The 23,769-nt window shown below is 72.7% G+C and carries 14 protein-coding genes and 1 riboswitch; of the genes, 10 read left to right on the top strand and 4 right to left on the bottom strand.

All coding sequences use genetic code 11. The annotated features are described in order from the left end of the window. Positions 1 to 5,368 (bottom strand): type I polyketide synthase (locus tag MTQ01_RS20910; protein WP_247492263.1); only part of this gene is annotated, 5,368 nt, incomplete at its 3' end. A 1,014-nt stretch (positions 5,369 to 6,382) separates the two neighbouring features. Further along, positions 6,383 to 7,543 carry an MBL fold metallo-hydrolase gene (locus MTQ01_RS20905; protein WP_247492261.1) on the bottom strand — a complete coding sequence of 387 codons (1,161 nt, stop codon included), beginning with the start codon at positions 7,541 to 7,543 and terminating at the stop codon, positions 6,383 to 6,385. 116 nt (positions 7,544 to 7,659) lie between these two features. On the opposite strand from MTQ01_RS20905, the gene MTQ01_RS20900 reads away from it, so the two are divergent. The 3 genes from MTQ01_RS20900 (at position 7,660) to MTQ01_RS20890 (ending at position 10,578) form a co-directional block, all read left to right on the top strand. Next, on the top strand, positions 7,660 to 8,868 hold the full coding sequence (locus tag MTQ01_RS20900; RefSeq protein WP_247492258.1) for a lactate 2-monooxygenase: 1,209 nt from the start codon (positions 7,660 to 7,662) through the stop codon (positions 8,866 to 8,868). A gap of 190 nt (positions 8,869 to 9,058) precedes the next feature. Then, positions 9,059 to 9,850 carry an SAM-dependent methyltransferase gene (locus tag MTQ01_RS20895; protein ID WP_308294421.1) on the top strand — a complete coding sequence of 264 codons (792 nt, stop codon included), beginning with the start codon at positions 9,059 to 9,061 and terminating at the stop codon, positions 9,848 to 9,850. Between the two features lie 293 nt (positions 9,851 to 10,143). Next, complete coding sequence (locus MTQ01_RS20890) at positions 10,144 to 10,578, top strand: cold-shock protein (RefSeq protein ID WP_282613926.1); 435 nt, start codon at positions 10,144 to 10,146, stop codon at positions 10,576 to 10,578. Positions 10,579 to 11,016: 438 nt separating this feature from the next. On the opposite strand, the gene MTQ01_RS20885 is transcribed toward MTQ01_RS20890, so the two are convergent. Continuing rightward, complete coding sequence (locus MTQ01_RS20885; protein WP_247492257.1) at positions 11,017 to 11,577, bottom strand: TetR family transcriptional regulator; 561 nt, start codon at positions 11,575 to 11,577, stop codon at positions 11,017 to 11,019. A gap of 107 nt (positions 11,578 to 11,684) precedes the next feature. On the opposite strand from MTQ01_RS20885, the gene MTQ01_RS20880 reads away from it, so the two are divergent. From MTQ01_RS20880 to MTQ01_RS20870, 3 genes are all read left to right on the top strand, one after another. Further along, the gene (locus tag MTQ01_RS20880; protein WP_247492255.1) at positions 11,685 to 12,887 is read left to right on the top strand and encodes an MFS transporter; all 1,203 of its coding nucleotides are present in this window, start codon (positions 11,685 to 11,687) and stop codon (positions 12,885 to 12,887) included. 277 nt (positions 12,888 to 13,164) lie between these two features. After that, on the top strand, positions 13,165 to 13,941 hold the full coding sequence (locus MTQ01_RS20875; RefSeq protein ID WP_308294420.1) for a hypothetical protein: 777 nt from the start codon (positions 13,165 to 13,167) through the stop codon (positions 13,939 to 13,941). 218 nt (positions 13,942 to 14,159) lie between these two features. Beyond that, on the top strand, positions 14,160 to 14,447 hold the full coding sequence (locus MTQ01_RS20870; protein ID WP_247492253.1) for a hypothetical protein: 288 nt from the start codon (positions 14,160 to 14,162) through the stop codon (positions 14,445 to 14,447). A gap of 143 nt (positions 14,448 to 14,590) precedes the next feature. On the opposite strand, the gene cobN is transcribed toward MTQ01_RS20870, so the two are convergent. Continuing rightward, a complete protein-coding gene (cobN, locus tag MTQ01_RS20865) occupies positions 14,591 to 18,256 on the bottom strand; it encodes a cobaltochelatase subunit CobN (RefSeq protein ID WP_247492251.1) in 3,666 nt (1,221 codons plus the stop codon). Positions 18,257 to 18,310: 54 nt separating this feature from the next. After that, a riboswitch (cobalamin riboswitch) is annotated at positions 18,311 to 18,422 on the bottom strand. Between the two features lie 415 nt (positions 18,423 to 18,837). Between cobN and MTQ01_RS20860 the strand changes: the two genes are divergently transcribed. The 4 genes from MTQ01_RS20860 (at position 18,838) to cobJ (ending at position 23,737) form a co-directional block, all read left to right on the top strand. Beyond that, the gene (locus MTQ01_RS20860) at positions 18,838 to 19,539 is read left to right on the top strand and encodes a hypothetical protein (RefSeq protein WP_247492250.1); all 702 of its coding nucleotides are present in this window, start codon (positions 18,838 to 18,840) and stop codon (positions 19,537 to 19,539) included. Between the two features lie 234 nt (positions 19,540 to 19,773). Beyond that, positions 19,774 to 21,411 carry a hypothetical protein gene (locus MTQ01_RS20855; RefSeq protein ID WP_247492249.1) on the top strand — a complete coding sequence of 546 codons (1,638 nt, stop codon included), beginning with the start codon at positions 19,774 to 19,776 and terminating at the stop codon, positions 21,409 to 21,411. 11 nt (positions 21,412 to 21,422) lie between these two features. Then, the gene (locus tag MTQ01_RS20850; protein ID WP_247492287.1) at positions 21,423 to 22,061 is read left to right on the top strand and encodes a precorrin-8X methylmutase; all 639 of its coding nucleotides are present in this window, start codon (positions 21,423 to 21,425) and stop codon (positions 22,059 to 22,061) included. 239 nt (positions 22,062 to 22,300) lie between these two features. Further along, positions 22,301 to 23,737, top strand: coding sequence for a precorrin-3B C(17)-methyltransferase (gene cobJ, locus MTQ01_RS20845; protein WP_247492286.1), 1,437 nt, complete (start codon positions 22,301 to 22,303; stop codon positions 23,735 to 23,737). The last annotated feature ends 32 nt before the right edge of the window (positions 23,738 to 23,769 follow it).

Here is a 23,769-nt window from a genome sequence, read left to right as displayed (position 1 = left end):
TGTCGGTGGGGAGGCCGAGTCGGGTGGCGAGTTCGCCGGCGATTTCGGCTCGTTTGATGGAGTCGACGCTGAGGTCTGCTTCGAGGTCGAGGTCGGGTTCGATCATTTCGGCGGGGTAGCCGGTGCGGTCGGCGACGACTTCGAGCACCGCTGCCAGTACGGCCGCCCCGTCCGGCGCCGGAGCGGCGGCGGGAGCGGGAGCGGGAGCGGGAGCCGCGGGCAGGGCCGCGGGCGCCGCAGGGCGAGCAGCGGCGGCGGGGGCCGCTTCGGCGGTCGGCACGTACGCGCCGGCCGTCGGCACGTACGACGGCGCCGAGGCCGCCCGCGCGGGCAGCTCGGTCGCGCCCAGGTAGCCGAGCAGCACGTCGCGCTGGGCGGCCACCATCTCCCGGCTGCTGCGCAGGAATTCGGCGATCAGCGCATCCGCCGCACCCGCCGGCTGCGGAACTCCGGCGCTGTGGATCTGGTTCTCGGACACGATGAGCTCCCTGATCTGGCGGGCGGGGTGCAGCGCGCCCGGCTGCACGGTGCCGTCGGCGCGACGTACGAGGTGGCCGTCCACGGTCCAACCCGGGCGCACCGTCTCCGGTGCCTTCTCCGCGTCGACCGAGGCACGTCCCTGGAAGAGCCGCGCGGTGCGGATGTCCGCGCCCGCCACGGCCAGTTGGGCCAGGGCGGCGAGGAAACCGGTCAGTCCGGTCGCGCGCCGGTCCTCCAGCGACACCACCCGGTGCGGACGGTCGCCGAGCACGTCGCCGACCAGCCTGGTCAGCACCCGGCCGGGCCCGACCTCGAGGAAGACCCGGGCGCCCGCCTCGTACATGGCCTCGATCTGCTCGGTGAACCGCACCGGCGCACCGATCTGCTCGCCGAGCTCCGCCCGTACGCCGTCCGCGCTCAGCTGGTACGGACGCGCGGTGCGGTTCGCGTACACCGGCACCTCGGGCGGGTGCACCGGGAACTCCTCCAGCCGCTGCCGGAAGGTCCGACCGGCACCGGCGACCAGCGTGCTGTGGAAGGCGCAGGCGACCTGCAGCCGCTTTCCTGCGTGGCCGGCCTCCTTGAGCCGCTCCACCGCCTCGACGACCGCCTCGGTCGGGCCCGAGATCACCGTCTGGCGCGGCGAGTTGCGGTTCGCGGCCACCACGCGGTCGGCGAGACCCGCGGTGCGCAGCACGTCCTCGATCTGCTCGGCGGTCCCGTTGACCGCGGCCATCGTGCCCGCGTCGCCGTCCTGAACCTCGTCCAGGATGGCGCCGGCGCGGGCGGCGCTGGCCTCCAGCACGTGCTCGGGCGCCAGCGCGCCGGCCACGCCGAGCGCGACCAGCTCGCCGTAGCTGTGTCCGGCTGTCATCGCCGGCCTGACGCCGACTCCGGCGAGCAGCTCGGCGGCGGCCAACTCGACGATGCCCAGGGCGGGTTGGGCGACGGTCGTGTCGGTGATCCGGGCGAGCTGTGCGTCGCCGGTCTCCTTGTCGAAGGCGGCCGGCGGGTAGAGCGCGTCGATCCAGCGCTCACCCAGCTGGAGGTAGCGGTGCAACTCGGGGAAGGCGACCAGGAGTTCGGCGAGCATGCCGGGCTTCTGGCTGCCCTGGCCGGGGAAGAGGAACGCCAACTTGCCCGCTTCGGCGCCCAGTTCGGTGTCCGCCGGGCTGTCGGCGCTGTCGGGGTTTTCCGGTCCGTCCGTCCCGGCGTCCGCCGCGTACAGATGCTCCTTGGGCGCGTGCTCGCCCGCGGCCGCCCGGCGCAGCAGCTCCGGCAGGGCGGCCAGACTGGGCGCCAGCAGCGCGATGCGCACCGGCTCCCCGCGCGAGGCCGCACGGTCGCTGCGACGGCTCGCCGCGCGGGCGAAGTCCCGCAGCTCGAAGGCGGATCGGTCGCCGCCCTTGCGGGTCACCAGGTCCAGCAGTCCGCGCGCCGCCCGGCGGGCCGCCTCGGCGTTGCGGCCGCGGAAGGTCAGCAGCTCCACCGGCCAGCTGTCCCGGGAGTGGGCGCTCGGGGCCTGCCGGTAACCGCGCAGCACGGCATGGAAGTTCGTACCGCCGAAGCCGAACGCGCTGACGCCCGCGACGCGTTGGTCCGGCTCGGCCGCCCACGGGGTGGCCTCGCGGTGGAAGACGAAGGGGCTGGACTGCGCGTCCCAGGCCGCGTTCGGACGGCTCAGATGCAGAGTCGGGGGCTTGACGCCGTGGTAGAGCGCCAGGGTCGTCTTGATCAGGCCGGCGAGGCCCGCGGCACATTTGGTGTGGCCTATCTGGGACTTCACCGAGCCCACCGAGCAGCTGCCCGGCGCCGCGCCCTCTTCGACGAACACCTCGGTCAGCGTGCCCAGTTCGGTGCGGTCGCCGACGACGGTGCCGGTGCCGTGCGCCTCCACCAGGCCCACCTCGCTCGGCGACACGCCCGCGTTGCGGTACGCCCGGGTCAGCGCGGAACGCTGGCCCTCGGGGCGGGGAGCGGTCAGGCCGAGCGCCCGACCGTCGCTCGCGCTGCCGACGCCGTCGACGACCGCGTAGATCCGGTCGCCGTCCCGCTCGGCGTCCTCCAGCCGCTTCAGCGCGACACAGCCGACTCCCTCGCCGAGGGCGATGCCGTCGGCGCTCTCGTCGAAGGTGGCCGACCGACCCGAGGGGGAGAGCGCGTGCACGGAGGAGAAGAGGAGGAAGTCGTTGATGCCGTTGTGCAGGTCGGCGCCGCCGCAGAGCACCAGATCGCTGGTGCCGCCGGTCAGCTCCTTGCAGGCCACGTCCAGCGCGGTCAGCGAGGAGGCGCAGGCGGCGTCGACGGTGTAGTTGGTGCCGCCGAGGTTGAGCCGGTTGGCGATCCGGCCGGCGATGACGTTGGCCAGGACGCCGGGGAAGGAGTCCTCGGTCAGCCGCGGCAGCTGCTCGTCCAGCTCGGGCGGCAACTCGCCGATGTAGGACGGCAGTACGGTGCGCAGCACGCTGGCGTTGGACAGGTCGCTGCCCGCCTCCGCGCCGAAGACGACGGAGGTGCGGCGGTGGTCGGCGTCGGCGCCCTCGTACCCGGCGTCGATCAGCGCCCTGCGCGCCGCCTCCAGCGCGAGCAACTGCACCGGCTCGATGCTGCCGAGCGAGGCGGGCGGAATTCCGTAGCTCAGCGGGTCGAACGGGATCTCGGGCAGGAAGCCGCCCCAGCGCGAGGGCGTGCGGTCGCCGTCGCCGTCCGGGTCGTAGTAGAGGCCCGAGTCCCAGCGGCTGGCCGGGACCTCGGTGACCGAGTCCTTGCCGGACAGCACGTTGGCCCAGAACTCCGCCAAATCGGCGGCGCCGGGGAACATTCCCGCCATGCCGACGATCGCCACCCGCAGCGGCTTTGGTGCCGGCTCCTGCGCCTCGGCGGCGATGCCCCACTCGGCGCGCAGCTCCGCCCCGCGGGCGTGCAGCCACTCGGCCGCGTCGGCGCCCACCGAACGGTGCAGCGCGGCGATGGTGGTGACGCTCTCGCGGAGCACCACCACCTCGCCGGCCATGAACATGCCCTCGTCGACCTGGCGCTGCTCGTCCACCGGACGCAACTCGGCGCCGACGCGCTCGATGCCCTTGCTGGCCAGCCGCAGCCGGCCGACGTTGAACTTCTCCAGCCGCTCCCAGATGTCGCGCTCCGGTACGCCCTGCACGCGCAACTCCGCGCGCAGCGCGGCGAAGTCGGCGGTGAAGGCGGAGTGGGCGCAGCGGGTGGCGTGGCCGGGCGCGGTCTCCAGCAGGTCGGTCCGCTCGGCGGCCCGGATCTGGTCCTGGAACGGCCGCAGGATCGCGCCCGCACCGACCGCCTCCTCGGTGAAGAGATAGCCGGTGCCCATCAGCAGACCGACGGCCGCACCCGCTCCGGTGAGCGGACCGGCGAGCGCGGCGACCATCGCCGCGGAGCGCTCGTCGTGCACTCCACCGGCGAACAGCACGGTCAACTCACCTGCCGCGCGGGGCGACTTGGCGACGAACTCGCGCAGGATCGAGACCTGCGCCTCCCACAGCGGGAAGCTGTGCCGCGGGCCCACGTGTCCGCCGCACTCGGCGCCCTCGAAGATGAACCTGCGCGCTCCGGCCGCCAGGAACTGCTTCAGCAGGCCGGGCGAGGGCACATGGAGGAAGGTCGCGATGCCCTCCGCCTCCAGCGCCGCGGCCTGTGCGGGCCGCCCGCCGGCGATGATCGCGTGCGTCGGGCGCATCTCCCGCACGACGTCCAGCTGCGCGGTGCGTATCTCCTCGTCCGCGAAGCCCAGTACGCCGACGCCCCAAGGGGCCCCGGCGAGTGCGGACTTGGTGCGTTCCAGCACCGAGCGGGTCTGCTCCCCGTTGGAGAGCGCCAGCGCGATGAACGGCAGCGCACCCTCGGCGGCGACCGCCGCGGCGAACTCGGGCTGGTCGCTCACCCGTGTCATCGGGCCCTGGGCCAGGGGGAGTCGGGTGCCCAGCGCGCGGGCGCCGGGGGAATCCTCGCCGAGTGCGGTGGCGACGGCGGCGGCGTCGGCGGCGGCGTAGCGCTCCATCGCGCCGCGCAGTGCGCGCACCACCTCGCTCACGGAGTTCCAGCGCTCGGCGAAGGAGGCGGCCAGATAGGCGTCCTCACCCACCGGCGGGAACTGCTCGGAGAGCCGGTCCGCGCCGATCAGCGGCAGGAACTCGGCCTCGTCGGACGGGAGTTCGGGGGCGTCCGGGCCGCGGCGCAGCAGCACCCGCTGACCGTGGTGGACGACCGTCTCCGAACCGTCCAGACCTGCCAGCACATCGGCGAACTCGGCCGGCAGCTCCGCCTCGTCCAGGAGCGCCAGTTGGGTGTCCACCACGACACCGGCGGCCCCGCCCGCCAGAGCGGCAGCCGCCGTGTGCGGGCCGATACCGCCCCAGGCCCAGACGGGCGTCCGACTGCCCTGTGCCCGCAGCGCCCCCAGCACCTGCTGGAGCAGTACGAACGTGCTCAACTCGCCTGCCGCGCCGCCGCATTCGGCGCCGCGCACCACCAGGCCGTACGCCCCGCTCGCGGCAGCGTCCAGTGCGCCGGGCAGCCCGGTGACCTCGACCAGCACGGTCCGGCCCGCGAAGTCGGCGGGCGTGCGTGCGGGGTCGGCCAGCAGCACGGTGTCGACCTGCTCCGGCAGCGCCTCGCCGGTGAGCGGGCAGCCCGGGCGGATGCGGACCGCGAACGTTCCGGTGGACCAACGGGCCGTGCGCTCAAGGACGTTGAGTGCCTCGCGTGCGCTGGTGTGCGGAAGCTCCAGTACGCCGGTTGCGCCCGCGCGGGCGGCGGCGACCGCGAGACGCGGTGCGGGCCGGTGCGCCGGATTGACGGCGATCACCGTGCTGGGTGCCGAGGGCACCTCGGACGCGCCGGAATCCAGTATCGGCATTTGAGCTTCTCCCGCCTGCGCGCGCAACTGGTCAGTGACTCTGTGCAGTAGATGCGCGGAACGCCGTTGCGGTCAACTTGTCAGTAGTTCGCTTCTGTTAACGCCTGGTTCGCGTGGTGAACACAAGGAAATCCGCGCCTGTTGACGCGATCACGCCCCCAGCTGGTCCTTTTCCACGTGTGCCATCTGCATGCAACGGCCAAGATATGACTCCGTCACGGGCGCGACATCTGAACGGACCGCCGACGTTCGGAAATGTGAGCGAAATCACCGTCGAGCAAAGCAACCCTCTGCGGTCGTTTCTCGGGCAACCGCTATGAAGACTCCATACCAGGTCAGTAGGGCAGATCCGCCCCCTTGGTGGAGGCGGGGTTTCGCATAGCGGACGCGCGATTCCCGCACTCTGCGGAGAATTACGGACAGGTCGTGAATCGTGGAACTGGTGTGTGTTGTCCTGTTTTGCTGCGTTGGGTGCATGCATGGGATTCGAACCGGATGTTTGCCACCGATTGCTCGACGATCGCGGCCCTCGGTGCGAGGCGGTCGATTCCGGCCACGCCCTCGGGCGGCTTTCCGGAGTTCGCCCGATTCCCACTTTGTTAATGGCTGAACGGCGGCTGCGAGGCGCCCGTGTGCTGCCCGCGGCCCCGAAGCGCGCACCGTCTGCCGCCGCGGCGCCGGTCCGGACGCCCCGGTGTCGTGCCGGGTGCCGTGCGGGTGCCGTGCCGGTGCCGTGCGGATGTCGTGCCGGGCCGTACGGGCCGTCGCCGCGCCCGGTTCCGCCCGGGGCGCCGCCCGGTTCCGCTCCGCGCCGAGCCCTCTCGCGCGGGTCGGGGCCTCTCGCGAGAGTCGGGGCCTCTCGCGCCGACCGGGGCCCGGTGCCGGGCCGGCCGCGTCCGAACCGTCGGGCCGGCCGCGGTTGAGCCGTGCCGCGCCGACCGCGCCGACCGACCGCGTGCAGCACGCATTCCGGCCGCCGGGCAGCGGTGCGCGGTGCCGTGACGTCGGTGGCGGTCAGCCGGTCGGGGAGGAAGCGGGGTCGTCGGTGCCCTCGCACTCCGCCGCGAGCTGCGCGACCTCCGCCATCACCTCCAGCACGCCGGTGCGCGGCGCGGGGGACAGGTGCCGATACTCGGTGCGCATCGTCACCACCAGCCTTTCGGGCAGGCCGAGTTCGGGGTGGCGGCGCTCGGCGATCACCCGCCGCGCCGCCTCCGGCGCCGGTAGGCCGCGTGCGTGGAACTCCTCGGCCCGCTCCCGCAGATGGTGCAGATAGTCCAGATGCGCCCGTACGTCGGAGCGACCCAGGACCGGGCCGTGACCCGGCACGATCGTCTCCGCCCCGGTCGCCAGAATCCGCTCGCACACCGCGCTCACCGCGCTCAGCGGACCCGCCCAGTGCACCGCGTGGTCGCCCGGCTGCGCGGGGGTGGACCCGAAGACCACGTCACCCGCGAACACCGTGCCGTGGTCGGGCAGATGGACGAAGAGGTCGCCGGTCGTGTGCGCCGGGGGCAGGCCCACGACACGTACCGGTCGGCCGCCCACGCTCAGCTCCAACTCGCCCCGGAACAGCAGGGTCGGCCGTACCCGCTCGGTGTCCGCCCAGTCGAAGGAGCCGAAGTGCCGCCGCATATAGCTGCGCAGCAGCTCCTCCGCCCGCCGATCGGCGAGAGCCCCGGCCGCGTGCGCCGCGCCCTGCTCCGGCCGTGGCGGCACGGTGGACGGCCGTGCGGTGGACGGTGAGGAGGAGGCGGACCGTGGGGAGGCTGTCGGCGAGGAGTGTGACGGCGGTGCGGGGGAGGGCTGTTCGGGGACCGCGCCCCGGACGAAGGCGTGCATCGTCCGCGGGTCGGGCTCCGCCTCGGCCTGCTCCAGCGACTCCTTGGCGGCGATGACCTCCGCGTCCGGCACCACCCCCGCGCCCCAGAAGTGATCGCCGTTGCCGTGCGTCACCACCACCCGGTCGATCGCCACGCCCGGCGGGAGCAACTCCCCGGAGGCGGCGAGGAATCGGCCCGCGAGTCGCCGGTCGTACGGTGTGTCGATCCACAGCGCGGTGTCGTTCCCGACCACCAGCCCGCAGTTCGCCAGTCCCCAGCCCCGCCGGGTCGGCAGCCAGACGTGGAGGCCCTCGGCGAGCTTCCGCAGGTGAGCGCCCGTATGAGGTGTCATTGCGCCAGTATGTCGCGAGGCGGGAGGGTGCCGAGGTCTTGCGGAGCTGTCGGAGGCCCGCGAGGCTGAGCCGCGCACCGCACCCGCCCCGCCCGCCCCACGGAGGTCCGCAAGCGATGGCCGACGAGTCCGTTCCCGAGCCCGCCGCCGTGCCGGAACCGGCCGTGAACTACGCGAACTTCTCCAACGACATCTATCTGAACGGCCTGCTGACCGAGCAGACCCCGGCGCTGACCACCGACCTCACCGCGCTCCCCGACACCGCGCGCGCCCGGATGTCCCCGGCCGCGTACGGGTACGTCGCGGGCGGCGCCGGATCCGGACGCACCATGTCCGCCAACCTGGAGTCCTTCGAACGCCGCCGCATCGTGCCGCGGATGCTCCGCGACGTGGGCACCCGAAGCCTCGCCCGCACCGTACTGGGCACCCCGATGCCCGCGCCCGTGCTGCTGGCGCCGATCGGGGTGCAGTCGATCATCCACCCGCAGGGCGAACTGGCCGTCGCGCGGGCGGCTGCCGAACTGGGCGTCCCGGTCGTCCACAGCACCGCTTCCTCCTACGCGATGGAGGAGGTCGCGGAGGCCGCCGGCGACGGCCCGCGGTGGTACCAGCTCTACTGGCCGAAGGACGACGATGTCTGCGTCTCCCTCCTGGAGCGCGCGGCGCGCGCGGGCTACACGACGCTCGTCGTCACCCTCGACACCTGGCTGCTCGGCTGGCGCCCGACCGATCTGGACCGGGCGTATCTGCCCTTCCTCCAGCGCATCGGGATCGCCAACTACCTGAGCGACCCGGCCTTCCGGGCAGGACTCGCCAAGCCGGTCGAGGAGGCGCCGCTGGACGCGGTGGTGCACTGGGCCGGGATGTTCGCCGACCCGACGAAGACCTGGCAGCGGCTGTCCTTCCTGCGCGACCACTGGTCCGGCCCGATCGTGCTCAAGGGCATCCAGCACCCCGACGACGCACGCCGCGCCCGGGACAGCGGGATGGACGGGGTCGTCGTCTCCAACCACGGCGGCCGTCAACTCGACGGCGCCATCGGCTCGTTGGAGGCGCTGGCACCGGTGGTCGAGGCGGTCGGTGACGAGACCTCGGTCCTCTTCGACAGCGGAGTGCGCACGGGTTCCGACGTGCTGAAGGCGCTGGCGCTCGGCGCCGAGGCCGTACTGCTGGGACGGCCGTACGTCTACGGTCTCGGCGCGGGCGGCCAGGCGGGCGTGAGCCACGTACTGCGTTGTCTGCTCGCGGAGTTGGACCTCTCGCTCGCGCTCAGCGGCCACCGAGACGTGTCCGAGCTCGCGCCGGAGCTGCTCTCCGGCCCCTAGCGTCTGTCACCACCCGGGCCGCCCGGCGCCGTTCCGCGCGGGCTGCTTCCGGCGCGGTTCGGCCCGGCGCGTTCGGGCCGGCGCGTTCGGGCCGTTCGGGAACGCCCTGTTCGAACGCCGGGCCGACCGCTTCAAGATCGCATAGTCTGCGCGCAGACGGGTCGGCCGTACGCAGCCAAGGAGACCGAACGTGGCACAGGACCGGATCGACAGCACCGTTCCGCACTCGGCACGGATGTGGAACTACTGGCTCGGCGGCAAGGACAACTACGAGGTCGACCGGGTCACCGGGGACCAGATCCGGGAACTGCACCCCGGCATCCTCGACTACGCCCGCTCCGACCGCGCCTTCCTCGGCCGAGCGGTGCGTCATCTGGCAGGCGAGGCGGGCATCCGCCAGTTCCTCGACATCGGCACGGGACTGCCGACGGCCGCCAACACCCACGAGGTGGCGCAGAGCATCGCTCCGGACTCGCGGATCGTCTACGTCGACAACGACCCGCTCGTCCTCACCCACGCCCGTGCGCTGCTCACCAGCACCCCCGAGGGCGTCACGGACTATCTGGAGGCCGACCTCCACGATCCGCGCACCATCCTCGAACACGCCACCAGGACACTGGACTTCGACAAACCGACGGCGATCATGCTGCTCGGCATCGCGATGTTCGTCGCCGACACCGACGAGGCCCGCGAGGTCGTACGGACACTCGTCGACGCCGTCCCCTCCGGCAGCTACCTCGCGCTCTCGCACACCATCACCGGGCCCGGCCTGGAGGACGTCGACGCCGCCGTCACCTTCTGGAACTCCGTCGGCACACCGAAGCTGACCCAGCGCACCGTCCCGGAGGTCGCCGGATTCTTCGACGGGCTGGAGCTGCTGGAACCGGGCGTCGTCTCCTGCGCCCGCTGGCGCCCGGAGGACGACGGCCGGGGCGAACCGGAGGACGTCGCCTTCTACTGCGGCGTGGCACGCAAGCCCTGAGCGGGACGGTGCGCCGGCTCCGAGGGACCCCGCGCGAAGCCCCGACGCTCGGGGCGATTCCTGACGATCGGCGTCCGCCCGTGCGCGGTCGGTGAAGCCGATGTTGTCCGGATCGCGACGGTGGTCGGACGGACGTGAAAATGCCGCGTGCGCAGACCTTCCGCATACGCTCAACCGCTGGTCCGGCGGCTGCGCGCCGCGACGTTGTGCCTCATCACCTCGGCCTGTACGGTCGGTTGCGGGCTCAACTGAGTCCGAAAATGGTGGTAGCGGATTCTTGCGGTATAGGCGGTATGGCAGTGGTTACGGGCAAGATCATTCGATTTGACGCGGTACGCGGCTACGGCTTCGTGGCACCGGACTCCGGCGGCGACGACGTCTTCATCCACGTCAACGATCTGGATGTGGACAAGCACCTGATCAGTACGGGCGCGATCGTCGAGTTCGACATCGAGGACGGCGACAGAGGCCCCAAGGCCTCGCACGCCAGACTCCTGGAGCGCGGCGCCCCCGAGCGCCAGTCCGGCGGTTACGCGGACGGCCCGGTCGGGGCGCCGATCGGCGGCGGCGAGGACGGCGACTGCGACATCCTCTCCTCCAAGGAGTACCGGGACGAGGTGACCGAGGCCCTGCTCGGTGCCGCGCCCGCCATGACCGCCGAGCAGATCGTCCGGGTGCGGCAGCGGCTGGTCCAGCTCGCCGGCTCGCACGGCTGGGTGGAGAACTAGACCCTCGCAGCGCCCGCCGCCGCGTCGGCCCGCCGGTGACGCGTCCGATGCCGGACGTCCGCACCGGAGTCGGGGCGGTTCGTCTTCCCGCGCGGCAGCGGCGAGTTCGCGTGTGCGCGGAACGGGTTCGCCAGTGTCTGCCTTGCGTGCACCCGTGCGCGTTCGCGGTCACGCGGGCAGGGCGGCTCGTGTGAAGTCTCACCGGATCGTGTGAAGTCTCACCGGTCCGTATGAGGTCGGGACGAGTCGTGCGGATTCGTGCGGAGCCGGGTGGCGCGGGGTGCACTCCGCGCCACCCGGCTCCTGTGCGTCCGCCCGGGGCGCTCACGGCTCATCGCGCTCGCCGCACCGCTCCTCGCGCACTCCCAAGCCGCTTGTCGCGCGGCCCGGCGTTCCGAAGGGTTGGCGCCTCGTCGGCGCGCGCCGGCCGCGGCGGGGTCAGAGCGTGGAGAGTGCGGTGATCGCCGCTCGTACGGTCTCCCGGTCGAGAGCGCGTTCCTGAAAAGTGCGGTGGATGGTCCAGCCCTCGATGAGCGCGTCGATCGCGAGGCAGGCGCGTTCGCCGAAGTGCGGGGCGAGGGCCGAGTGGCTGCGCGCCAGCCAGTCGACGGTCAGGGACGCCACCTTCGGGTTGTGCCGGGCGCAGGCGTACAGCTCGAACATCAGCGTCAGCTCGCGGTCCGTGGCGTACTCCGGACCGCAGATCAGCCGCACCACCGCCTCGATTGCCTCCTCCCGGCCCGGCGCGGCCGGGAGTTCGGCGCGGTACTGGACGGACATCGTCTCCACGAGCAGCGCGAAGGCCCGTTCGATGATCTCGTCGAGGTTGGCGAAGTGGTAGGTCGACAACCCCAGGGAGACGCCGGCCGTCTCGGCGATCCTGCGGTGCGTGGTGCGGTGCACGCCCCGGGTCGCGATGACCTCCAGCGCGGCGTGCAGAATCGCCGCCGCGCGATCGTTCTCCCTCGCCGCCGATCCCGCTGAGGGCTTCCCCGTCACCGATCTCGCCTCCGCTTCCCCGTGTTGAACCGGTGGACGGGACTGTACAGTCGTACGGGCTGTACATCTGTACAGTCTCCCGGGATCGTGTCGTGAGGGAGTTGCCGATGCCGTTCACCGCGACCAGGCGCAGGCGAGCGATGTTCGTGCTGTTCATGATTCCGGGGCTGGCGATGTCCACCTGGGTCACCCGGACCCCGGACATTCGCGACATGGTCGGGGCGAGCACCGCGCAGATGGGGCTGATCCTGCTCGGGCTCTCGGTCGGCTCGATGACCGGTGTGCTGTCCTCGGGCACACTGGTCTCGCGCTGGGGGACCCGCCCGGTGACCCTGACCGGGATGACGCTCGTCGCGCTGAGCCTGCCGGTGATCGCCGTCGGCGCCCACCTCGGCACGGGCGCCGCCGTCTCGTTCGGGATGATGCTGTTCGGCCTCGGGGTCGGCGGCGGTGAGGTCTCGCTCAACGTCGAGGGCGCCGAGGTCGAACAGGCCCTGGGCCGCTCGGCGTTGCCCGCGATGCACGGAATGTTCAGCGTCGCGACCACCCTCGGCGCCGTGATCGGCATTCTCTGCAACGCCGTCGGAGTGCCGGTCCTGCTGCACCTCCCCGCCATGACCGCACTCGCCGCCGCCTGCCTGGTGTACGCGATGCGCTTCGTACCCCCGGGCGTCGGCCGGGTGGACCGTGCCGACACGGGCACCGGGAGCGCCGGGCCGCTCGGCCTGCTGCGCGACCGCACGCTGCTGCTGATCGGCGTGGTGATCCTCGCGATGGCGTTCGCGGAGGGCTCGGCCAACGACTGGCTTCCGCTCATCGTCGTGGACGGTCACGGACTCTCCGCCACTGCGGGCTCGATCGCCTACGCCGCGTTCGCCGCCGCGATGGCGGTGGGGCGCTTCGGCGCGGGCTACTTCCTCGCCCGACACTCCCGCGCGACCGTGGTGCGCGCCAGCGCGCTCTCCGGCGCGGTCGGCCTCGCGCTGGTGATCTTCGCGGAGCACCCCGCGCTGGTCATGGCCTCCGTACTGCTCTGGGGCCTCGGTGCCTCGGTCGGCTTCCCCGTCGCCATCTCGGCCGCAGGCGAGTCCGGGCCCGACTCCACCGCCCGGGTCTCCCTCGCCGCCACCATCGGGTACGTCGCCTTCCTGGTCGGCCCGCCCGCACTCGGCTTCCTCGGCGACCACTACGGACTGCGGACGGCGATGATCCTCGTACTGGCGCTGATGGGCGTCGCCTTCGCCACCGCACGGGCCGTCGGCACCTCGCGCGGCAGCGAGGCGAAGGCCCCGGTGGCGACGAACGTCTAGCTCACCGGCAGCGCTGCGCGACGTCAGCGCCGCTCGCGCTGCCGGCGCTTCGCGTCAACCTTCGTACGGCGCAGACCCGTTCGAGTGGCGAGTGTTCGTTCCTCGCTCGTCACTTCATATGTGGACCTAGTTTCCCGATCATGGTCACAACGCGCCATGAAACCGCACACCGGATCTTCCAGGAACGTCCGGAGCTGCTGGGGCCCATATTCGAGATCCTGGGAGTACCGCCGCCGAGGGACGCCGTGGTGGAAGTGCTCACCCCCGACAAACCGAGATGCGACCGCTGGAACGCCGGGTCGACTCCGTACTGCGGGTCAAACCCGCCGACGGGGAACGCTTCCTCCTCGCCATCGAGGCCCAGGGACGCAGGGACACCACGAAGGCCGTCAACTGGGCGTACTACGTTGCCTACCTGGCCGCGAAGCATCAGTGCCCCGTGCTGCTCCTGGTGATCTGCCAGGACAAGGCGACCGCGAACTGGGCCGCCGGACCGTTCCCGCTCGGCACTCCCGAGTGGGCGGCGCTGTCCCTGCACCCGCTCGTCGTGGGCCCCGGCAACGTGCCGGTGATCCTGGACGAGGAAGAGGCGTCACGCGATCTGACGATGGCCGCCTTCTCCGCCCTGACACATGGCAGGGACGGGGACGCAACGGCCATACTGGACGTGCTGGCCCGCGCGTTGGGCCGGGCGGACCAGGCGACGCTGGAGTATTTCGCCGACTTGTTGGAGGTCGGTCTGGGGGACACCCGGGCCGGGCGGACCTGGAGGACATTGATGACCATGGCCATTTACTTCCCGGGCCGTCGGACCCTTCGTGAGGAGTCCTATCTGGAGGGCAAGGCCGAAGGCGTGACCGAAGGCGTGGTCGCCGGTCGGGCTGAAGGTGTGGCTGTGGCTGTGTTGCGGGTGTTGGAGCGGCGTGGTGTGTCGGTGTCCGAGGGGGTGCGCTCGCGGGTGACGGGGTGTGCGGATCCCGAGTTGTTGGATCTGTGGTTGGACCGTGCTTTCGCGGTCGCCGCCGCCGAGGAGATCTTCCTCGACGAGGAGTGAGCTCCGGGTTGTTGGTGGGTCGGTCCTTGGTGTTCGGGCCGGCCCACAGCCGTGCGGGGCTGCACGGCGGGGAGCCCTTCGGAGACGAGGGGCCGGCGTGAACGGCTTCCTGCGTTCAGTGTTTGGGCCGGGCGGATCGGGCGACGCTGGAGTATTTCGCCGACTTGTTGGAGGTCGGTCTGGGGGACACCCGGGCCGGGCGGACCTGGAGGACATTGATGACCATGGCCATTTACTTCCCGGGCCGTCGGACGCTTCGTGAGGAGTCCTATCTGGAGGGCAAGGCCGAAGGCGTGACCGAGGGCAAGGCCGAAGGTGTGGTCGCGGGTCGGGCTGAAGGTGTGGCTGTGGCTGTGTTGCGGGTGTTGGAGCGGCGTGGTGTGTCGGTGTCCGAGGGGGTGCGCTCGCGGGTGACGGGGTGTGCGGATCCCGAGTTGTTGGATCTGTGGTTGGACCGTGCTTTCGTGGTCGCCGCCGGCGAGGAGATCTTCCTCGACGAGGAGTGAGCTCCGCGGGGGCGGGCCGGACGGAGTCGTATCCGTCGGCCCGCCCCTGCTCGCGCGGGGCGGCGACACCGTTCCGAGCCCCGAGGAGCTTGAGACCGAGCTTCGGTGCTCGGGAACGGTGTCGCCTCGGGCCCGGGCAGCTGCTACTCCTCGCCCTCCAGATCGCCCTCGGCCTCCAGGAGGGTCTGTTTCAGGGCTGCCAGCGTCTGTGCGTCCGGCTTCTCCCACATGCCGCGGGACTCGGCCTCCAACAGGCGCTCCGCCATGCCGTGCAGCGCCCAGGGGTTGGCCTCCTGGAGGAAGGCGCGATTCTCCGGATCCAGGACGTAGGTCTGGGCGAGCTTGTCGTACATCCAGTCGGCCACCACGCCCGTGGTGGCGTCGTAGCCGAAGAGGTAGTCCACGGTCGCGGCCAGCTCGAAGGCGCCTTTGTAGCCGTGCCTGCGCATCGCCGCGATCCACCGAGGATTGACCACCCTGGCGCGGAAGACCCTGGAGGTCTCCTCCGACAGAGTGCGGGTGCGCACCGTCTCCGGCCGTGTGCTGTCGCCGATGTACGCCTCGGGCGCGGTGCCGCTCAACGCCCGTACGGTGGCGACCATTCCGCCGTGGTACTGGAAGTAGTCGTCGGAGTCGGCGATGTCGTGCTCGCGGGTGTCGGTGTTCTTCGCGGCGACGGTGATCCGGGCGTAGGCGGTCTTCATCTCCTCGTGGGCGGCTCTGCCCTCCAGCCCGCGTCCGTATGCGTAACCGCCCCAGACGGTGTACACCTCGGCGAGGTCGGCGTCGGTGCGCCAGTCCCTGCTGTCGATGAGCTGGAGCAGGCCCGCGCCGTAGGTGCCGGGGCGGGAGCCGAAGATGCGGGTGGTGGCCCGGCGTTCGTCGCCGTGCTCGGCGAGATCGGCCTGGGTGTGGGCGCGGACGTGGTTGTCGGCGGCGGGCTCGTCGAGGCCGGCGGCCAGCTTCACGGCGTCGTCGAGCAGCCCGATGACATGCGGGAAGGCGTCCCGGAAGAATCCGGAGATGCGCAGCGTCACATCGATGCGCGGCCGACCCAACTCCGCGAGCGGCACCGGCTCCAGGCCGTTGACCCGGCGCGAGGCGTCGTCCCAGACGGGACGGACGCCGAGCAGCGCGAGTGCCTCCGCGATGTCGTCGCCGGAGGTGCGCATCGCGCTCGTGCCCCACAGGGACAGGCCGACGGAGCTCGGCCACTCGCCGTGGTCCGCGCGGTAACGCTCCACCAGGGATTCGGCCAGCGCCTGCCCGGTCTCCCAGGCAAGGCGGCTGGGCACCGCCTTGGGGTCCACGGAGTAGAAGTTGCGGCCGGTCGGCAGCACGTTGACCAGGCCGCGCAGCGGGGAGCCGGAGGGCCCGGCAGGTACGAAGCCGCCGTTCAACGCGTGGACGCAGTGGGCGACTTCGTCGGTGGTGGCGGCCAGCCGCGGTACGACCTCACGGGCCGCGAAGGCGAGGATGTCGGCGACCGCCTGCTGCTGCTCCGGGGGGACCGCGGCGGCGACCGACGGCACCGAATCGGGCGACCAGCCCGCCGCCTCCATCGCCTCGACGAGCGCGCGAGCCCGCTCCTCCGCCTCGTCCGCGCTGGTGCGGGTGGCGGCGGACTCGTCCAGGCCGAGCGCCTCGCGCAGCCCGGGCAGCGCGGAGGTGCCGCCCCAGATCTGGCGGGCGCGCAGGATGGCGAGCACCAGGTTGACGCGCTCGGGGCCGGAAGGGGCCCCGCCGAGGACATGGAGGCCGTCGCGGATCTGGGCGTCCTTGACCTCGCAGAGCCAGCCGTCGACGTGCAGCAGGAAGTCGTCGAAACCGTCGTCCTCGGGGCGCTCTTCCAGCCCGAGGTCGTGGTCGAGCTTGGCGGCCTGGATGAGGGTCCAGATCTGGGCGCGGATCGCCGGCAGCTTGGCCGGGTCCATCGTGGAGATGGCCGCGTACTCGTCCAGGAGCTGTTCGAGGCGGGCGATGTCGCCGTAGGAGTCGGCGCGTGCCATGGGCGGGACGAGGTGGTCGATCAAAGTGGCGTGCACACGGCGCTTGGCCTGGGTCCCCTCGCCGGGGTCGTTGACCAGGAACGGGTAGATCAGGGGGAGGTCGCCGAGCGCGGCGTCGGGGGCGCAGGCCGCGGAGAGGCCCGCGTTCTTGCCGGGCAGCCACTCCAGATTGCCGTGCTTGCCGAGGTGGATCATGGCGTCCGCGCCGAAACCGCCCTCCGCGGCGCTGCTGCCGATCCAGCGGTAGGCGGCCAAATAGTGGTGGGAGGGCGGGAGATCGGGGTCGTGGTAGATGGCCACGGGGTTCTCGCCGAAGCCCCGGGGCGGCTGGATGACGATGAGGAGATTGCCGCGGCGCAGCGCGGCGAGCACGATGTCGCCCTCCGGGTTGCGGCTGGTGTCCAGGAACATCTCGCCCGGCGGCGGCCCCCAGTGCTCCTCGACCGCCTCGCGCAGCTCGGCCGGGAACTCGGCGAACCAGCGGCGGTAGGTGGCGGCCGGGACGCGCACCGGATTGCGCGCCAACTGCTCCTCGGTCAGCCACTCCTGGTCGTGGCCGCCGGCCTCGATCAGGGCGCGGATCAGATCGTCGCCCTCGCCGGACTCCAGACCCGGCACCGCCTCCGGGCCCTCCTCCGGACCGAGGTCGTACCCCTCCTCGCGCAGCCGCCGCAACAGCGCCACGGCGGAGGCGGGGGTGTCGAGGCCGACGGCGTTGCCGATGCGCGAGTGCTTGGTGGGATAGGCGGAGAGGACCAGGGCGAGGCGCTTCTGCGCGTTGGGCACATGGCGAAGTCGCGCGTGGCGAACGGCGATCGAGGCGACCCTCGCGGTGCGCTCGGCGTCGGGCACATAGGACGGCAGACCGTCCTCGTCGATCTCCTTGAAGGAGAACGGCACCGTGATCAGCCGTCCGTCGAACTCGGGCACGGCGATCTGGCTGGCGGCGTCCAGCGGGGTCACGCCCTCGTCGTTCTCCTCCCAGGCGGCGCGTGAGGAGGTCAGACACAGGGCCTGGAGGATCGGCACGTCCAGACCGGCGAGCGCGCCCGCGTCCCAGGACTCGTCGTCCTCGCCGGCGGAGGCGCCCGCGGGGGTCGCGCCGCCCGCGGCCAGCACGGTGGTGACGATCGCGTCCACCCCGCGCAGCTCCTCGATCAGCTCGGGCTCGGGCGCGCGCAGCGAGGCGACGAACAGCGGCAGCGCCCGGCCGCCGGACCGCTCCACCGCGGTGCAGAGCGCCTCCACGAAGGCGGTGTTGCCGCTCATGTGGTGGGCGCGGTAGTAGAGCACCGCGATCAACGGGACGGTCCCCTGCGGCGGTTCGACGCCGGACGGGGAGCCGGCCGGTGCCTCGGCCGCGGCGGTGCGCTCCAACCTGCCCCAGGTGGGGGCGGGACTGGGCGGCTCGAACCCGTGGCCGGAGAGCAGCACGGTGTCGGAGAGGAAGCGGGCCAACTGCTCCAGATTCCCCGGGCCTCCGTGCGCGAGGTACGCGTGGGCCTCCGCCGCGATGCCGACCGGGACGGTGGAGGCCTCCATCAGCTGGGCGTCGGGGGCCTGCTCGCCGGTGAGGACCACGACCGGACGCGGCTGCCCGCGCAGGATGTCCAGCCCCTCCTGCCAGGCGCGGATGCCGCCCAGGAGCCGCACCACCACGAGATCGGTGCCCTCCAACAGACCGTCGAGCTCGTCGAGTTCGATGCGGGAGGGGTTGGCCAGACGGTAGTTGACGGGGCCGCCCGCCGCGGCTCGGGCGGACAGCAGGTCCGTGTCGGACGTCGACAGCAGCAGAATCATCGCAGCGTCAAGCCTTCCTCGGGGTCCGCGCCCCGGGCGGTGGTCGGACGGCGGGAGTTCCTGACTCACCCGGCTCGGAGGGCGACGGGACGCCGAGCGTCCTGAGTCGCGCACCGGGCCGGGCACACAGTGGCGGGACCGCGCCGGAATCTCACCGGGCTTCCTCCCCTGGGTGCCGTCTTGGCGGCGGCGGGCCTCCTGGCCTGCCACAGAGCATCGTACGACCAGATCGAATTCCTTGTTCCGGCCTGTGGAAAACCCTCCTGGACGGACGGGCCGGGTGCCTGTGGACAACCGGATGTCGCTCCGTCGCCGCAAGGGTGCAGAGCCGGTGCGGAGGCAGACTCCGGTGCGTGAGGTTCTGCTCCGGAGCGCCGACGGCGGCGCATTTGTGTCATGACTCGGTCGCTGTCCACAGGTGGTTGTTGTTCCGCTCGGGACGTCTGCCGGAGACTCGCGGCAGGCGGTACGGCCCGTACGGCTCGGTGTTCACGCATCGGCTCCGGGCCTCGACGGCCGCCCCGGAGCCGCCCGACGACCACGGCCGGCCGGGACCACACGCGTACGACAAGGAGTCCGCTTTGCCCGCACCGAGGACGCAGTCTCTGCACCAGACCTCCCAGCCGCTCACCGCACTCACCCCGCTCGCCCCGCGGCGGTCCGCCGGCCGCAGCCTGATCCGGGCGGGAGCGGCTCTTGCCGCGGCGGGCGCACTCGTCGCGGTCGGCGCCACGGCCCACGCGGCCCAGCTGCCCGGTGTCGACGGCGGAGCGGCCGCTCCCACCTTCCTGGAGGCCGACGAGCTGCCGCCCGCCTCGACCGGCTGGACCGCGGGCGAGGTCGGTGCGGGCACCGGCGATCCGCGCTTCTGCCTGCCCGAGGAGCTGCCTCAGGACGGCTCGCACCACCGCGAGTTCCGCACCGAACTGGAGACCTCGGCCCACCAGTTGGTCCTGCGCGCCGAGGACGCCGAGGCCGCGGAGGAGCTCGCCGACCGGCTGAACGCGGCCGTCGAGAAGTGCGCCTCCGGCTTCGAGCAGGAGAACCCGGACGCCACCGCCGAGTACAAGGACTTCGGGGCCGTCCCGGTCCGGGGAGGCGGCTGGGTGCACGGTGTGACCACGGACGTGCCGAACTCCGCCAAGGACGTCCACCTCATCGGCGTCGGGCTCAACGGCGACCGGGTCACGGTCGTCGGCTGGGGCGAGTACGGTTCCTTCGACGACGCACCGTCGAAGGCGTTCCACAGCACGCTGGAGACGGCCATGGTCAACCTCGACTGACGCGCGCGGGCCCGTACGGCCCCGGCCCGCGGTCCGTCGCGGACCATCGGCCGGGGCTCCGCCGCCCGTCGACGGCGGCCCGACCGTTCCGACAACGGCGTCCGACAGCGGCGCTCGTTCCCGGCGGCGGTCACAGCGCCGGACCCCGGTGATTCCGGTGGTCGGGGCGGGTACGGGGCGGATGCAGCCACCTCGCGAACGGGCCGTCGCCGGACGCGTCGTATGCTCGCGGCCATGTCAGCAGACCAGCCCGGCCGTGGTTCCGCGCGCGCCCAGCAGCCGCCCTCGCGGGAGCGCGACGACGCCTGTCCCGGCGTGTTGCGACTGCACACCGCTGCCGACGGCGAGCTGGCCAGGATCAGGATCGTCGGCGGGCGGCTGGACGCCGGTCAGGCGGAGGTGCTGGCCATGGTCGCGGAGGCGATGGGTGACGGCCGCCTCGATCTGACCTCTCGTGGCAATGTCCAGCTTCGCGGTCTCGGCCTCAGTGCGGGGCGGGAGTTGGGGCGCTGGCTGGAGTCCTGTGGGCTGATGCCCTCGCGGCGCCACGAGCGGGTCCGGAACGTGGTGGCCTCCCCGTTCGCGGGGCTGGACGGCGCGGGGGCGGGTTCGCTCGACGACGCCCTTGTCGAGCTCGATGAACTGCTGTGCAACAGCGAAGAAGCGGTGTCGCTCTCGGGGCGCTTCCTCATCGCGCTGGACGACGGCCGCGGCGATGTGGCCAGCCTCGACCCTGATGTGTGCCTCCTCCCGGCCGGAGGCGGGCAGGAGGAGGCGGACGAAGCGGTGTTGAGCTTCGGCGCCGAGGCGACCGTACGACTGCGGCGGGCGGACGGTCCGCGTGCGGCGCTGTGCGCAGTCGAGATGTTCGTCGCCGCCGCCCGCGCTTCCCGACCGGCCGGCGCGTGGCGCGTGCGCGAGCTGCCTCCTCGACTCACTCCCGATTCGGACGGGTTGAGTGCGGCGCTCGCCGAGCTGGGCATCGTCTCGACGCCCGTTCCGCCGTCGCAGGCCGCCCTGCCGTCTCAGGCCGTTCCGCCCTTCCTGACACCGCCGCCCGGCTTCCTTCTCCACCCCGACGGCGGCCGTTCGCTGCACGTCCTCGCCCCGCTGGGCAGGCTCTCCGTGGCCCAGTGGCGACTGCTGGCCCGCAGCGCCTCGGCTGCGTCCTCCGGCGGGCGGCTGCGCATCACACCCTGGCGCGGTGTCGTACTGCCGGGCGTCGAGGATCCGCGCACAGCAGAGGAGTTGAAGCAGGCGGGCCTCGTCACGGAACCCGGCTCCCCGTGGCACGGCGTGACCGCCTGTACCGGACGCCCCGGCTGTGCCTCCTCCCTCGCCGACGTACGCGCGGACGCCGCCGCGGTGCTCGCCACGTACACCGCCGCACCCGACCCGGACGGTCCCGCGCCGGCCGGCAGAGACGCCGCCCCCGCGCCGGCTGACAAGCCGGACGGTTCCGTTCCGGCCGGCAGAGACGCCGCCCCCCGCCCCGTACACGCGCCTGCTCCCGTCGATGTCCCCGGCGCCACGGCGCTGCCGGTGCACTGGTCCGGTTGTGCGCGCAGATGCGGCCACCCGGCGGGGAGTTGGGTCGACGTCCTGGCCGAGGAGTCGGGCGGGTACCGGATCGCGGTGCGCGGCAGCGACGATCCGCCCCCGGCCGCTCCGGCAGCCCTGGGCGCCCCGGCCGCCCCGGGCGCCGTCGAGACCGAGGAGCTCGCCCTGCACCTCGCGGAAGCCCGCGCCCCCGCACGCGTTCCCGCCCGCACCACCGCCCCTGTCGGCGCCCCGCCGACTCCGCACGGCCACGGGGCGCCCGAGCCGATACCCGCCCCGCAGCCCGTACGCACCACGTCAGGCACGAAATGAGCGACTCCACAGTGTTCGAGTACGAGAAGGACGGCGCGGCGATCTACCGCGAGTCCTTCGCCACCATCCGTGCCGAGGCGGATCTCGCCGGGCTTCCCGCCGATGTGGCGCAGGTCGCGGTGCGGATGATCCACGCCTGCGGCATGACCGACCTGGTGCGGGACCTCGTCCACACGCCGCGAGTCGTCGCCGACGCGCGTGCCGCGCTCCGCGCCGGTGCGCCGATCTTCTGCGATGTCGCGATGATCGCCAGCGGTGTCACCCGCAAGCGGCTGCCGGCCGACAACGAGGTGGTCTGCACGCTGGCCGACCCCCGGGTGCCCGAACTCGCCGCACGGCACGCGACCACCCGCAGCGCCGCGGCCCTCGACCTGTGGGGCGACCGCCTGGCCGGTTCGGTCGTCGCCGTCGGCAACGCGCCGACCGCGCTCTTCCGCCTGCTGGAGCTGATCGACGCAGGTCGACTGCCGCGTCCGGCGGCGGTGATCGGCGTCCCGGTCGGCTTCGTCGGAGCCGCCGAGTCCAAGGACGCCCTCGCCGAGTACTCCGGCGCCCAGGGGCCGCTGGAACACCTGGTGGTACGTGGACGACGCGGCGGCAGCGCCATCGCCGTCGCCGCCCTGAACGCGATCGCGAGCGAGACGGAATGACCGACATGAACGCCTCCCGCACCCCTGCCCCGTCGAACTCGCCGACCCCCGACGCCGCCACAGCCGCCCCCGACGCCGCAGCACCCGCCCTCGCTGCCGCATCCGCCGCGGCCCCCAACTCCGCCACCGCCCCCGGCTCCGCCACCGCACCCGCCACCGCACCCGACCCGCGTGCGGTCGACGGGTCGGGCCGCGGCCGGCTGTACGGCGTCGGGCTCGGTCCCGGCGATCCCTCGCTGATGACCCTGCGCGCGGTGGAGGTCATCGCCGCGGCGGACGTCGTCGCGTACCACAGTGCCCGGCACGGGCGTTCGATCGCGCGTTCCATCGCGGCCCGGCACCTCACCGAGAACCACATCGAGGAGCCGCTGGTCTACCCGGTCACCACCGGCACCACCGATCACCCGGGCGGCTACCGGGGCGCGATGGAGGAGTTCTACGCCGAGTCCGCCGCCCGGCTCGCGGCGCATCTGGACGCGGGCCGCACGGTGGCGGTGCTGGCCGAGGGCGACCCGCTCTTCTACGGCTCCTACATGCACATGCACAAGCGCCTGGCGGACCGCTATCCGACCGAGGTGATCCCGGGGGTCACCTCCGTCAGCGCCGCGGCCGCGCGGCTCGGTACGCCGCTCGCGGAGGGCGAGGAGGTCCTCACGATCCTCCCCGGCACCCTCCCGGAGGAGGAGCTGGCCGCGCGCCTGGCCGCCACCGACGCCGCGGTGGTGATGAAGCTCGGCCGCACCTTCCCCGCGGTGCGCAGGGCGTTCGACGCCGCCGGGCGGCTGCCGGAGGCGCGGTACGTCGAGCGGGCGACGATGGCGGGCGAGCGCACCGGGCCGCTGGTGGAGGCGGACGAGTCGACGGTTCCGTACTTCTCCGTCGCCGTGCTGCCCTCGCGCGTCTCCAACCCGCCGCCCGCGCCGTCGCACGGGGAGGTGGTGGTCGTCGGCCTGGGGCCGGCCGGGCCGAACTGGCTCACGCCGCAGGCGCGCGGCGAGCTCGCCGCAGCACAGGAACTGGTCGGCTACACCACCTATCTGGACCGCACACCGCGCCGCCCCGGCCAGGGACGGCACGCCTCCGACAACAAGGTGGAGGCCGAACGCGCCGAGTACGCCCTGGAGTTGGCACGTCGCGGCCGACGTGTCGCGGTGGTCTCCTCGGGCGATCCGGGGGTCTTCGCGATGGCCACCGCCGTGCTGGAGGCCGCCTCGGCGGAGCCGTACACCGATGTACCGGTGCGGGTCGTGCCCGGGGTCACCGCCGCGCACGCCGCCGCCTCCAGAGTCGGCGCACCGCTCGGCCACGACTACGCGACGATCTCGCTCTCCGACCGCCTCAAGCCCTGGGAGGTCATCGCCGAACGGCTGCGTGCCGCCGCCGGGGCGGACCTGGCGCTGGCGCTGTACAACCCCGGTTCGCGCAGCCGCACCTGGCAGGTGGCCAAGGCGCGTGAGCTGCTGCTGGAGCACCGTGCCCCCGACACCCCGGTGGTGCTCGCCCGCGATGTGGGCGGGCCCGGGGAGCGCGTACGGACCGTACCGCTGGCCGAACTCGACCCGCAGGACGTCGACATGCGCACGATCCTGCTCGTCGGCAGCTCGCGCACCCGGGCCGTACGGCGCGGCGACCGGGACGCCCCCGCCGTCTGGACCCCGCGCAACTACCCGGCCTGACCGGCCCGTTCACGCCCGCGGCCGGGCCGGGC

The organism is Streptomyces sp. XM4193 (assembly GCF_023072595.1).
Classification (GTDB): domain Bacteria; phylum Actinomycetota; class Actinomycetes; order Streptomycetales; family Streptomycetaceae; genus Streptomyces.
The sequence above is the reverse complement of the archived record's forward strand: the minus strand, read 5'-3'. Positions and strand labels throughout refer to the sequence as shown.